The organism is Sphingomonas sp. PP-CC-3A-396, from assembly GCF_004343105.1.
GTDB lineage: Bacteria > Pseudomonadota > Alphaproteobacteria > Sphingomonadales > Sphingomonadaceae > Sphingomonas.
The window spans coordinates 734,234-747,084 of record NZ_SLYF01000001.1 but is presented as its reverse complement, the minus strand read 5'-3'; the positions used below and the strand labels follow the sequence as shown (position 1 = coordinate 747,084).

The 12,851-nt window shown below is 66.7% G+C and carries 11 protein-coding genes; 5 read left to right on the top strand and 6 right to left on the bottom strand.

Features of this window, described 5'->3' with window-relative positions; translation table 11 throughout:
• Positions 1 to 350: 350 nt before the first annotated feature.
• Entirely contained in the window at positions 351 to 2,774 is a 2,424-nt protein-coding gene (locus C8J40_RS03400) for a ligase-associated DNA damage response DEXH box helicase (RefSeq protein WP_132895863.1), read from the bottom strand.
• Positions 2,775 to 2,866: 92 nt separating this feature from the next.
• Between C8J40_RS03400 and C8J40_RS20160 the strand changes: the two genes are divergently transcribed.
• From C8J40_RS20160 to C8J40_RS03385, 3 genes are all read left to right on the top strand, one after another.
• Complete coding sequence (locus tag C8J40_RS20160; protein WP_165911351.1) at positions 2,867 to 3,472, top strand: hypothetical protein; 606 nt, start codon at positions 2,867 to 2,869, stop codon at positions 3,470 to 3,472.
• 89 nt (positions 3,473 to 3,561) lie between these two features.
• On the top strand, positions 3,562 to 4,560 hold the full coding sequence (locus C8J40_RS03390; RefSeq protein WP_132895755.1) for a ligase-associated DNA damage response exonuclease: 999 nt from the start codon (positions 3,562 to 3,564) through the stop codon (positions 4,558 to 4,560).
• Positions 4,561 to 4,679: 119 nt separating this feature from the next.
• Complete coding sequence (locus tag C8J40_RS03385; protein WP_132895862.1) at positions 4,680 to 6,263, top strand: peptidase S10; 1,584 nt, start codon at positions 4,680 to 4,682, stop codon at positions 6,261 to 6,263.
• Positions 6,264 to 6,405: 142 nt separating this feature from the next.
• Here C8J40_RS03385 and rpoN read toward each other — a convergent pair whose 3' ends face one another.
• The 5 genes from rpoN to C8J40_RS03360 form a co-directional block, all read right to left on the bottom strand.
• Positions 6,406 to 7,905: an RNA polymerase factor sigma-54 gene (rpoN, locus tag C8J40_RS03380; RefSeq protein WP_132895754.1), complete on the bottom strand. Its 1,500-nt coding sequence runs from the start codon at positions 7,903 to 7,905 to the stop codon at positions 6,406 to 6,408.
• Between the two features lie 156 nt (positions 7,906 to 8,061).
• Positions 8,062 to 8,844 carry an LPS export ABC transporter ATP-binding protein gene (lptB, locus tag C8J40_RS03375; RefSeq protein ID WP_056474335.1) on the bottom strand — a complete coding sequence of 261 codons (783 nt, stop codon included), beginning with the start codon at positions 8,842 to 8,844 and terminating at the stop codon, positions 8,062 to 8,064.
• Between the two features lie 123 nt (positions 8,845 to 8,967).
• Complete coding sequence (locus C8J40_RS03370) at positions 8,968 to 9,510, bottom strand: LptA/OstA family protein (RefSeq protein WP_132895753.1); 543 nt, start codon at positions 9,508 to 9,510, stop codon at positions 8,968 to 8,970.
• 5 nt (positions 9,511 to 9,515) lie between these two features.
• A complete protein-coding gene (gene lptC / locus C8J40_RS03365) occupies positions 9,516 to 10,169 on the bottom strand; it encodes an LPS export ABC transporter periplasmic protein LptC (protein WP_132895752.1) in 654 nt (217 codons plus the stop codon).
• Positions 10,169 to 10,789 (bottom strand): ribonuclease D, encoded by a 621-nt coding sequence (locus C8J40_RS03360; RefSeq protein WP_055881883.1) that lies wholly within the window; start codon positions 10,787 to 10,789, stop codon positions 10,169 to 10,171. The genes lptC and C8J40_RS03360 overlap by 1 nt, the downstream gene beginning before the upstream one ends.
• Before the next feature lie 304 nt (positions 10,790 to 11,093).
• Here C8J40_RS03360 and C8J40_RS20890 point away from each other — a divergent pair, with 304 nt between their 5' ends.
• Together C8J40_RS20890 and C8J40_RS03350 are read left to right on the top strand one after the other, a co-directional pair.
• Positions 11,094 to 11,960, top strand: coding sequence for a cold-shock protein (locus tag C8J40_RS20890; protein ID WP_132734722.1), 867 nt, complete (start codon positions 11,094 to 11,096; stop codon positions 11,958 to 11,960).
• A gap of 46 nt (positions 11,961 to 12,006) precedes the next feature.
• Positions 12,007 to 12,789, top strand: a complete 783-nt coding sequence (locus C8J40_RS03350) for a glutaminyl-peptide cyclotransferase (RefSeq protein ID WP_207901126.1) — start codon at positions 12,007 to 12,009, stop codon at positions 12,787 to 12,789.
• Positions 12,790 to 12,851 lie beyond the last annotated feature (62 nt).

Genomic DNA, 12,851 nt, shown 5'->3' with positions numbered 1-12,851 from the left:
GCCGAACAGGAGCGTGGCGGGGTCGGGGTCTGCTGCGGATGCTGCACTGGTCGGGGGTGCAGCATTTGGCCGCGGGGGCGCTGCGTCCTGGGCGCTGGCCTGGGCGGCGATGCCTAGCAATAGAGGGGCTAGCCACCTGTGCATGCTGCAAATGCTGCGCCTGATTTTGTGTATACGCAACGGTCGTTGTAAGGGACGGACGTCCCGCTGAAACGCCACCACCCCGGCGAAGGCCGGGGCCCAATTGGGGGGCGTTGCTAATGGGGGGCGGCGCTTCGTTACGACCACCTTTCCAACTGGGCCCCGGCCTTCGCCGGGGTGGTGCTTTAAAGGGGCGCGGCCGCCGCCCCTCAATCCGGCCGCATCGCATCCGCGATCATCGCTTCCGCCTCGATCAGCAACGCATCGTCAGAACTGTTCGTCGCCACCTTCTCCCGCCCGATCAGCGTCAGCACCGGCACCGCCAGCGGCGTCACGCGCTCCAGATCGACATGCACCATCGTCGCCGCGGCGCGATCGAGCAGCGACGCCAACCGCCCGACATCGGTCATCCGCGCGCGCGCGTCGGCCCAAGCCGCCTCCAGCAACAGATGCGTCGGCTCATACTTGCGCAGCACATCGTAGATCAGGTCGGTCGAAAACGTCACCTGCTTGCCGGTCTTGCGCTTGCCGGGGTGCTGGCGCTCGACCAGCCCGCCGATCACCGCCACCTCGCGAAACGCGCGCTTCAATAGGTGCGACTGCTGCACCCATTCGACGAACTCATGCTCGAGGATATCCGCGGAGAACAGCGACGCCGGGTCGGTGATCTTCTCCAACCCGTACACCGCCAGCGCATAGTCATTGGCGACGAACCCAAGCGGTTTCAGCCCCTGCGTCTCCATCCGCCGCGTGATCAGCATGCCGAGCGACTGGTGTGCGTTCCACCCCTCGAAACTGTACGCGACCATGTAGTGCCGCCCCTCGCGCGGGAACGTCTCGACCAGCAGCTGGCCGGGCTCGGGCATGACCGATCGATACGCCTGCATCTCCAACCATTCGCGCACGTCGTCGGGGAAGCGCGCCCAGTCGCCGGGATGCGCAAGGAACCCGCGGACGCGGTCGGCGAGGTTGGTCGACAGCGGCATCCGGCTGCCGCCATAAGTCGGGATGCGCGCTGGCTTCGATGTCGCGCGGACGACCAGATCCTCGAGGTCGATCTTCATCACCTCCAGGCTCAGCCCTGCGAAGAAGAACGTGTCGCCGTGGCTCAACTGCGCCGCGAACGCCTCCTCGACGCGGCCGAGCACGCGGCCATTGCCGAACCGCACGTTGAGCATCGTCGCCTCGACGATGATCCCCGCATTCAGCCGGTGCTGGCCGATGAATTTGGGGTGGCTGACGCGCCACGTCCCGTCCGCATCCTTCGTGAGCCGCTTGAACCGGTCATAGGCCTTGAGCGAATAGCCGCCGTCGCTGATGAAGTGCAGTACGCGCTCGAACGTCTCGGTCGGCAGCGCCGAATAGGGGAGGGCAGAGCGGATCTCGTCGAGCAACGCAGCTTCGTGGAACGGCGCTGCGCACGCGCATGCCATGACGTGCTGCGCGAGCACGTCGAGCGCACCGACCCGAAAAATGTCCGCATCGAGCTCGCCCGCCTCGACCGCGTCGAGCGCCGCGCGCGCCTCCAGATATTCGAAGCGATTGCCCGGCACGACGATCGCCTGCGATGATTCGTCGAGCCGGTGGTTGGCGCGGCCGATCCGCTGCAACAGCCGCGACGATCCCTTCGGCGCGCCCATCTGGATCACGCAATCGACATTGCCCCAGTCGACGCCCAGATCGAGGCTCGACGTCGCGACCAGTGCGCGCAGTTTCCCCTCGGCCATCGCGTTCTCGACCTTGCGCCGCGCCTCTTTCGCCAGGCTGCCGTGGTGGACGCCGATCGGGAGATTGCCCGAATTCACCTTCCACAGATCCTGGAAGATGAGTTCGGCCAGGCTACGCGTGTTGCAGAACACGATCGAGGTCTCGTGCGCCTCGATCTCGGCCATCACCTGCGCGGCGGCATAGCGGCCCGAATGGCCCGACCACGGCACGCGGCCCTCGGGCAGCAGGATCGCGATATTGGGATCCGCGCCGGGCTCGCCGCGGACCATCGCGACCTGATCGATATCGCCATCGGGCGCGAGCCACGCACGATAGCCGTCCGCATCCGCTACCGTCGCCGACAGCGCGACGCGGCGCATTCCCGGCGAAATCGTCTGCAACCGCGCCATGCACAGCGACAAGAGGTCGCCGCGCTTGCCGGTCGCAAACGCGTGAACCTCGTCGACGACGATCGTGCGGAGGTTCTCGAACATCGTGATGCTGTCGGGATAGCTGAGCAGCAGCGACAATGATTCGGGTGTGGTCAGCAGGATTTGCGGCGGCTTGATCCGCTGCCGCGCTTTCCGATCCGAGGGGGTGTCGCCGGTCCGTGTCTCGACGCGGATATCGACGCCCATCTCGTCGATCGGCGTCAGCAAATTGCGCTGCACGTCGACCGCCAGCGCCTTCAACGGCGAGACGTAGAGCGTGTGCAGACCCGTCGTCGGCGCCTCGATCAGTTCGGCGAGCGTCGGCAGGAACCCGGCGAGCGTCTTCCCCGCGCCGGTCGCCGCCACCAGCAGGGCATGATGCCCCGCGCGCCCCTCCGCCAGCATCTCGCGCTGATGCCGCCGCGGCCGCCAACCGCGCGACGCGAACCAGTTTTCCAAGGGAAGGGGAAGGTCGCTCACGGCCTGTTCACGCATCGTCGTCATATGGGGGCGTCGCGCCGCACCGCTATGGACCGCGTGCGGAACGACCGCCACTTTGGCTAAAGCTCTGTTGTGAAAGACGATCGGTGTCGCTTTTTCGTTATCTCCTGCCCCTGCCGTTGCTCGCACTCTTGCCGTTCGCCAATGCCACCGCCGCCAGCAAGTCGTTCGTCGGCGGGGGCGGCATGGTCCGTTTATCCTATGCCTCCAGCCTGACGCCGACGCGCAATTTCGCAGGCCGGCCGCTGATGAACAGCGGCTGGCGACAGATGTGGGATGGCGCCCCGGTCGGGCGCGGCGTCGGCATCGTCCGCTTCTGGGAGGTCGCCAAGCCGACCGATGGCCAGGGCCAGGTGACCGAGATGATCCAGGTCGGCTTCAGCCGCAGCGCGGCCGTGGTCGCGACCTGCGGTACCGAAGGGCTGGTCTCGGGGCATGCGAAGCGCTTGCCGAACCGCATGCTTGGCGGCCATCGCTGGACGGTCTACACCAATGGCGACGCCGGCATGAGCCAGCAGGTCAACGCGACCAACTTCCGCAGCGTCATCAACGGCGCCTGCTACGCGATCGACCGCGTCACCTATGCGGTGAAGGCGGCGGCGCCCGCGGGCCGGAATGCGCCGCCGCAGGCGGTAGCCGCGGCACGGATGGACGCGATCCTCGCGACGATAAAGATCGGCGGACGGCGTTGACCGATCCCCCTATGGCGGGGGAATGACGACGTAAGGCGGTGCATACGCTGCCGACGGCACCGCACGCCGACGTCACGCGTTACTCCCGCATGGCAAAACTCGGCGACTGGCTCGAACCGCATCCGCACGGCATCCTCGTCAAGCCGATCGACGCGTGGATCGACCCCTCGATCCCGACCGCGAAGGCGCTTGTCACGCACGGTCACGCCGATCACGCGCGTGGCGGTCATGAGGCGGTCTGGGCCACGCCGGAAACGCTGGCGATCATGGACGCGCGCTACGGTCCGCAGGCCGGCAACCCCGTTGCCTACGGCGAGACGATCCGGATGGGGGAAGTCGATATCGGCTTCGTCCCCGCCGGCCACGTCCTCGGCTCCGCGCAGATCGTGCTCGATTATCGCGGCGAGCGGATCGTCGTCTCGGGCGATTACAAGCGCCGCGCGGACCCGACCTGCACGCCGTTCGAACCCGTCAAATGCGACGTCTTCATCACCGAGGCGACGTTCGGCCTGCCCGTGTTCCGCCACCCCGACACGGGCGACGAGATCGACAAGCTGATCGCCGCGCTGCACGCCAACCCCGATCGCTGCGTCGTCGTTGGCGCCTATGCGCTCGGCAAGGCGCAGCGCGTGATCGCCGAACTGCGTGAGCGTGGCCACAACGCGCCAATCTACATCCACGGCGCGCTGCAAAAGCTGTGCGACCTGTATGCGGAACACGGCGTCAGGCTCGGCGAACTGCTCCCGGTGGCGGACGCGAAGAAGGCGGACATGGCCGGGCATGTCGTGATGTGCCCGCCCGGCGCGCTCAACGATCGCTGGTCGCGGCGGCTGCCCGATCCGATCACCGCGATGGCGAGCGGCTGGATGCGCGTGCGCGGGCGGGCGCGCCAGAAGAACGTCGAACTGCCGCTGATCCTGAGCGATCATGCCGATTGGGACGAACTGACCACGACGCTGACCGAGATCGCGCCGCAGGAAGTGTGGGTGACGCACGGCCGCGAGGATGCGCTGGTCCACTGGTGCATGACTCGCCAGATCAAGGCGCGCGCGCTGGCGCTGGTCGGGTTCGAGGATGAGGACGACTGAGGCCTTGCGCTTTGCGGAGGCTGCGGCAGGATAGGGCATTGCTTCTGTCGCAAGGATATTCCGTGGCCCGTTCGACCAAGTTCGCCGCTCTGTTGGTATTAGCGCTCTCGACCACTGCCATGGCGCAGGACGCGCCGAAGAAGGACAAGTCGGAGAGCAACGCCGATCGGATGAAGGCCGAGGCGGAGGCGGATTACGCCAACGCGCCGGTCGCCGAGCAGGAGGTCAAGTCGAAGGGTCGCGTCACCGTCGGCGGCCGGTCGCTCGGCTATACCGCCACCGTCGGCACGCTGACGTTGCGCGATACCGAGGGCAAGCCGACCGCGAGCATGTTCTACACCGGCTACACGCTCGACGGCGTGAAGCCGGGTACCAAGCGCCCGGTGACCTTCTTCTACAATGGCGGGCCGGGGTCCCCCAGTTTCTGGCTGCACATGGGCTCGTTCGCGCCGGTCCGGCTGCGCACCGCCAACCCCGAATACATCAAGCCCGCGCCGTACGACTTCGGCCCCAACCCCGACAGTCTGCTCGACAAGACCGACATGGTGTTCCTCGACGCGGTCGGCACCGGCTATTCGCGGCCGCTCGGCGATACCAAGCCGTCCGCCTTCTACGGCGTCGACGAGGATGCCGACGCGTTCGCCAAGGGCATCCTGCGCTACGCCACCAAATACGGCCGCTGGAACAGCCCGAAGTTCCTGTTCGGCGAGAGCTATGGCACCACCCGCTCGGGGGCGCTGGCCTACCAGTTGCAGGATCGCGGGATGGCGCTGAACGGCGTCGTGCTGCTGTCGTCGATCATGAACTACGGCTACCGTCAGCCGGGGCTCGACGAGATCTACCTCAATTACTTGCCGAGCTATGCGGCGAGCGCCTGGTATCACAACCGCCTGCAGAACCGTCCCGCCGACGTCGCGACGATCGTCGCCGAGGCGCGCGCGTTCGCGACCGGGCCGTACGCGGCGGCGCTGTCGAAGGGGCAGACGATTTCGGATGCGGAGCGCGACGCGGTCGCCACCCGGATGAGCCAGCTGATCGGCATCTCGCCCGACTTCATCAAGCGCGCCAACCTCCGCATCGACCTCGCGCGGTTCCAGAAAGAGCTGTTGCGCGATCAGCGGCTGACGCTCGGGCGGTTCGATTCGCGCTACACCGGCGTCGACACCGACGCGGCGGGCGAGCGGCCCGAGACCGACGCGTCGGACACTGCGATCGCCGGCGCGTTCATCGCGACGTTCAACGATTACGTGACGCACACGCTCGGCTACAAGACCGAGATGCCCTACCGCCTCAGCGCGCGCGATGCGCCGGGCTGGACGTGGAACTGGAAGCACGACGCGCCGGGCCGCGGCGGCCAGTCGCAGAACAACCCCAACACCGCGGTCGATCTCGCCGCGGCGATGCGCGAGAATCCGTATCTCAACGTGCTGTCGATGAACGGCTATTACGACATGGCGACGCCGTTCTTCGGGACCGAGAACGATCTGGGGCACATGATGCTCGACCCGTCACGGCAGCGGAATCTGGCGTTTCGCTATTATCCAGCAGGGCACATGACGTATCTGAACCCCGAGGCGTTACACCAGATGAAGGCGGACCTGGCACGCTGGTACGATCAGGCGATCGGCGAGGCGCGGAGCGCAACGCCGCCGGGTGGCGCGAGTGTTTCGGGGGCGGGGGACGCGGGGCAGGTTCCGAACTGAGCCATTCCTGAGTACGCCACCCCGGCGAAGGGCAGGGCCAAAGTGGGGGGCATAGCTGACGGGCGTTCCGTGTCGTTACTTAGACCTTCCCAATTGGGCCCCGGCCTCCGCCGGGGTGGTCCTGCGGGCTGCCGTTCGATGCCTACCGAACCCCCTCCAGCGCCTTCGCCCGGCGGCGTTGCACCGAACTGCCGATTCCCAGCGCCTCGCGGTATTTCGCGACCGTCCGCCGCGCGATGTCGAAGCCTTTGGCGTTGAGCAACTCGACCAGCGTATCGTCCGACAGGATCTTCGCACCCTCGGTATCGATCAGCGCCTTGATCGCGGATTTCACCGCCTGCGCCGATACCGCTTCGCCGCCGTCCGCGGACTGGATCGCGCTCGTGAAGAAGTATTTCAGCTCGTACAGCCCGCGCGCGCACGAGACGTATTTGTTGCTCGTCACGCGGCTGACGGTCGATTCGTGCATCTCGATCGCGTCCGCCACCTGGCGCAGCGTCAGCGGGCGGAGATGTGCGACGCCCTTCAGGAAGAACGCCTCCTGCTGCTTCACGATCTCGGTCGCGACCTTGATGATCGTCCGCTGGCGCTGGTCGAGCGCCTTCACCAGCCAGTTCGCGCTCGCGAGGCAGTCCGACAGCCACGCCTTCGACGCCTTGTCCTGCTGCCCGCCCGACAACTCGGTGTAATAACTCCGGTTGACCAGCACGCGCGGCAAAGTCGACGCGTTGATCTCGATAGCCCAGCCTGCTTTCGTCCGCGCCACGAACAGGTCGGGGGTCACCGACTGCGACGGCTCGCCGCCATAGCGACAGCCGGGCTTCGGATCATAGCCGCGCAGCTCGCGGATCATGTCGGCCATGTCCTCGTCGTCGACGTCGCACATCCGCTTGAGCCGAGTCAGTTCGCCACGCGCGAGCAGGTCGAGATTGTCGATCAACCGCGCCATGCAGGGGTCGTAACGATCCGCCTCGCGCGCCTGCAATGCAAGGCACTCGGCAAGATCGCGTGCGCCGACGCCGGTCGGGTCGAACGTCTGGATCGTCGCGAGCACCACCTCGACGCGGACCAGCGGCACACCGAGCCGGTTGGCAATGTCGAGCAGCGACACGGTCAGGTAGCCCGCCTCGTCGATCTGGTCGATCAGATGCGCGGCGATGAACGCGTCTTCGTGCGGAATTGCGGGCCCGGCTTGCGCGAGCAGGTGATCCGCGAGGCTGAGGCTGGTCTCGGCGAACGCGTCGAGATCGGGGCCGTCCTCGCCGCCCGCACCGCCCGCGCTTACGCCGGTCATCGAGAGCGCGCCGTCCATCCCGCTGCCGCCGTCGGCGACGCTGTCCTGCTGGTGGCTTTCGGTGGCGTAGTCGACGTCGAGTGTCGGTTCGTCGCCGCTACCCGTGCCCGCGACAAGTTCGTCGGCGGCGACGCGTTCGTCGCGGACTTCGGGGGCGGGTTCGCGGTCGGGGGCGTCGCTGTCTTCGGCCGCGCTGGCTTCGAGGAGCGGGTTGCGCTCGACTTCCTCGGCGATGAACCCCTCGATCTCGAGGTTCGACAGCGCCAGCAGCTTGATCGCCTGCTGGAGCTGCGGGGTCATCACCAGCGACTGCGACTGGCGGATGTCCAGGCGAGGGGCGAGGCTCATGCGGGAGCCACCCATAACGCGCCCAACAACCCAATGCCGTCACCCCAGCGGAAGCTGGGGTCTCCCACGATCAGAGCGCGCGCCCTCACCGGGAGATCCCAGCTTTCGCTGGGATGACGGGTGGAGGTGGGGGCTGGGAGGGAGGGCGGCATAAGCTTAAAGCGAGAAGCCTTCGCCGAGATACAGGCGGCGGACATTGGCGTCGGCGACCAGTTCTTCCGGCGAGCCCGAGAACAGCACCCGGCCGTCATAGATGATGTACGCGCGGTCGACGATTTCGAGCGTCTCGCGGACATTGTGGTCGGTGATCAGCACTCCGATATCGCGCCGCTTCAGGTCCTTCACCAGGTCGCGAATGTCGGCGATCGAGATCGGATCGATGCCCGCGAACGGCTCGTCGAGCAGCATGATCGACGGATCCGCCGCCAGTGCGCGCGCGATTTCCGCACGTCGCCGCTCGCCGCCCGACAGCGCCATCGCCGGTGCCGCCCGCAGCCGGGTCAGGCCGAACTCCTCGAGCAGCGTATCGAGTTTCCGCTGGCGCGCCGCCTTGTCCGGCTCGGACAGCTCCAGCACGGTGAGGATGTTCTTCTCGATCGTCAGCCCGCGGAAGATCGACGTTTCCTGCGGCAGATAGCCAAGGCCGAGGATCGCACGCCGGTACATCGGCAGCTTCGTGATGTCCTCGCCGTCCAGCATGATTCGGCCCGAATCGGGCTTCACCAGCCCCATCACCGAATAGAAGCAGGTCGTCTTGCCCGCGCCGTTGGGGCCAAGCAGGCCGACCACTTCGCCGCGCCCGACCGAAACCGACACGTCGGTCAGCACGACGCGCTTGTCGTACGACTTGGCGATCGAGACGACCTGAAGTCCGTTGCTGACGGGCGGCTCCGAGATCGGTTCTACGGCTTCGATCGGGGGCAGCGTGGTGGCGTCCATGGGATCAGGCCCTCGCAAAAGTCAGTTGCCGGCGCTCCGGCTGGAGGTTGGCGGCAAGAGGTTGGCAGGAAACATGCATGAGCGCGCCGCCGGAGGGAAGCCCCCGCGGACACGCTCGAGCGATCAGTTGCGCTTGGGGACCGAGAAGGTGCCGGTCACGCGTCCGCCCGACTGCGTCACCGTGCCGCCACCGGTGGTCGCGCCCGTGCTGCCACCGACCGACGAGCCGTCGATCACCGCGCGACCGGTGTCGAGATTCATCGTCAGGCGCCCGCCATTGACGACGTTGCCGCCCTGGTTGAGCGTCACGGCGCCGAGCATCGTGATCACGCGCTTGTTGAGGTCGTAGATCGCGTACTGGCTCTTGGCGGTCTGGTCTGGCCGCCTGACCGTGACGCCGCCCGACGCGTCGAGCCGCGAGACCTGCGGGTTTCCGCCGATCACCTGGCCGGTATACGCGACCGTCATCCGCGCCGAGTTCAGCGTCATCTCGGCCTGCTTGACCGCGACGTTGCCGGTCAACAGCGCGCGGTTCGCCTTGTCCTGCAGCTCGATGTGATCCGCGCCGAAATCGATCGGAGCGTTGGAATTGTGCGGCTGCTGCGCGACCGCGGTCGTGGACAGCAGCAGGGCGGACAGGCCGGCAAGGATGTGGGTGGCGCGCATGGCGGCTATTTCGGCCCTCTGGGGATGATCCGCAAGCGCGCATTGCCATCGAGCGTCACGGTGCGCTCCTCCAGGTTCGCACGCAGCTTGTTCGCGCTGAACGTGCCCTGTTGAACGGTGCCGGTCGCGGCACCGCCGCTTTCGAGCGTGCGCGCCTTCATGTCGATCGTCGCGTTGGTGGTCTTCAGGTCGTAGCCGCCCGCCGCGGTCGCGTTGAGCGGGCCGAACAGCTGTACCTTCTCGGTGTCCATGTCGTAGCGACCGGTGTTCGCCTTGATGTTGGCGGGGCCATCGGTCAGCTGGATCTGCGCGGCGAGCTGATTGAGCTGGACGATCGGTTCGGCCGAGCTCTTCTGGATCGCCGACTTCGCATCGAGCGTGAACGACTGGCCCTTCGAATCCTCGCCACGATAGCGCGCGGACTGGATCTTCATCCGCTCCTGCGCGACGTCGACCTTGTTCTTGTCGAGCAGGAACGACACGTCGCCGCCCGCGGTCAGCGGCGCCATCACCAGGAACGCCGCCAGCACGCCGATCGCGGTCGGCAGCGCGACGCGCGCGATTGCCACGAATCGATCGTGGCTGCCACCGGGCGCGGCCCAGTCCTGCCGCGCGGTGCGTGCGCGGCGGGCGACAGGTGAGGGCGGCGGAACGTCCATCAAGCGTGCGCGAAAATGTCGATTTCGGGCCAGCCGGCGAGATCGAGTGCGGCGCGGGTCGGCAGGAAGTCGAAGCACGCCTGCGCGAGCTCCATCCGGCCTTCGCGAATCAGTCGCTTGTCGAGCTCGGTCCGCAACCGGTGAAGGAAGCGCACGTCGGACGCCGCATAATCCTTCTGCGCGTCGGACAGCTCGGGGCTGCCCCAGTCGGACGATTGCTGCTGCTTCGAGATATCCTGGCCGAGTAGTTCGCGGACCAGTTCCTTCAGACCGTGGCGATCGGTATAGGTGCGCACCAGCCGCGAGGCGATCTTGGTGCAATACACCGGCGCCGCGACGACACCGAGATAATGCTGGACGGCGGCGATATCGAACCTTCCGAAATGGTAGAGCTTCACGCGCGCTGGGTCGGCCAGCAGCGCCTTCAGATTGGGCGCGTCATAACCGGCACCCGCGGCGAAGCGGACAAGATGCTCGTCGGGGCCACCGTCCGAAAGCTGGACGAGGCAGAGCCGATCGCGCGGAGTGATCAGACCCATCGTCTCGGTATCGACGGCGATCGCGGCGCCGGCCGCGAACAGATCGGCGGGGATGTCGCCTTCGTGGAGATAAACTGTCATGACGGTGGCCGTAGCGGTCCGCGGCTGAACGCTCAATGGCCCAGTCATAGGCAGTGGTGTCGAATCGGGCGATAAGATGGCCCGCCTAGCGCACCTGCGACGAGCCGTGGCTTACAAGCGACACTTGCGCCAGTATCGATCCAAATCGCGCGGCGTAGGACAAGAATCTATTCGCGACGGCTTGTAATTTGCGCTAAGGGTCTCCTCAAGGCGCAAAAGGTTTCGCGCTGGAAAACCCGCGTTCGTCGTCCGGCACAAGGGTTTTGAGAAATTTGCGGGCGAACCGGGAAGACGAACAGAGCTTATGGGTTTCGATAAAGGTGGCCGCGGGAACCGTGGCGGGCGTGGCCGCGACAAGCGCGACAGCTTCGGCGGCGGCGACAACGAGTTCGGCGGCGGCAGCAGCTTTGGCGGTGGCGGCGATCGGTTCGGCGGCGGCGGTAGCAGCTATGGCGGCGGCGGTGGCTCGAGCTACGGTGGCGGCGGTGGCAGCAGCTACGGCGGCGGCAGCAGCTTCGGTGGCGGCAGCGGCGGCGGCGGCGGTGGTTACCGCGGCGGCGGCGGTGGCGGCGGCTTCTCGGGCGGTGGCGGCGGCGGCGGTGGTCGCGGCATGCCTCCCCAGGTGGTCGGCGAAGGCACCGGCGTCGTAAAGTTCTTCAACGCACAGAAGGGCTTCGGCTTCGTCGTTCGCGATGACGGCGGCGAGGACGTGTTCGTCCACATCAGCGCAGTCGAGCAGGCCGGCATGGTCGCGCTCGCCGAGGGTCAGCCGCTCGGCTTCACGCTCGTCGACCGCGGTGGCCGTATCTCGGCAACCGACCTGAAGATCGACGGCGAGCCGATGGCCGTCACCGATCGCGGCCCGCCGCGTGACCGTGATGCCGGCCCGGGCGCGCCCCGTGGTGGCGATCGCGACCGTGACGGTGGTGCAGGTGGCGCACAGCGTCAGCTCACCGGCGAGAAGGCGACCGGTACGGTCAAGTTCTTCAACGCGATGAAGGGCTTTGGCTTCATCCAGCGCGACGACGGACAGCCTGACGCATTCGTCCACATCTCGGCCGTTGAGCGCGCCGGCATGGCGACGCTGAACGAGGGCGACAAGCTCGAGTTCGAGCTCGAGGTCGATCGTCGCGGCAAGTACGCAGCGGTGAACCTGAGCGCAGGCGGCTGATAGCTGGCTGCCCCAGAACGCTGATCGTACCGTGTTCGGTAGGATAATGATTGCGGCCGGTCTCGCTATGGCGGGGCCGGCCGTTCTCGTTTCATCGTCTTTTTCGTCCGCCGCGCCTGCGCAGACGCGCGTGCCGGTGCTGTCGGCGACGATCGTCGCGCGCTATCCGCACGACCGCACCGCATTCACCGAAGGGCTGCTCTGGCACGACGGCGCGCTCTACGAGAGCACCGGGCAGGAGCGCCAATCCGACGTCCGCCGCGTGTCGCTCAAGGACGGCCAGATCTTGGCGAAGGCGCAAATCGACCCCGCGCAGTTCGGCGAAGGCCTCGCGCTGTGGAAGGACGAGTTGGTCAGCCTCACCTGGCACGACGGCATCGCCCACCGCTGGGACCTCCGCACGCTAAAGCCCAAAAGCCAGAACCGCTACACCGGCGAGGGTTGGGGCCTGACGAGCGATGGCGTGTCGCTGCTCCAGTCCGACGGCAGCCCCGACATCATCTTCCGCGATCCGGTGACGCTCGCTGAGCGCAAGCGCGTCGCGGTGACGATCGACGGTCGCCCGTTGCGCGACATCAACGAGCTCGAATACGTCGACGGCGCGCTGCTCGCCAACGTCTGGCATACCGGCTTCCTGGTCCGTATCGACCCCAAGATCGGCAAGGTCACGGCAGTGGTCGACCTGCGCCCGTTAGTCGCCGAAGTGGCTGCTACCGACCCCGAGGCGGTGCTCAATGGGATTGCGTGGGATGCAAAGGCAAACCGGCTATTCGTGACGGGCAAATATTGGCCAACGCTGTTCGAGATCAAGGTCGCCGCTACGCCGTAAGCGACGCTTGTTGCGGCGCTATCGCCCAAGGGCATGGCTGGCCGATCAAGCGATCAGTTGCC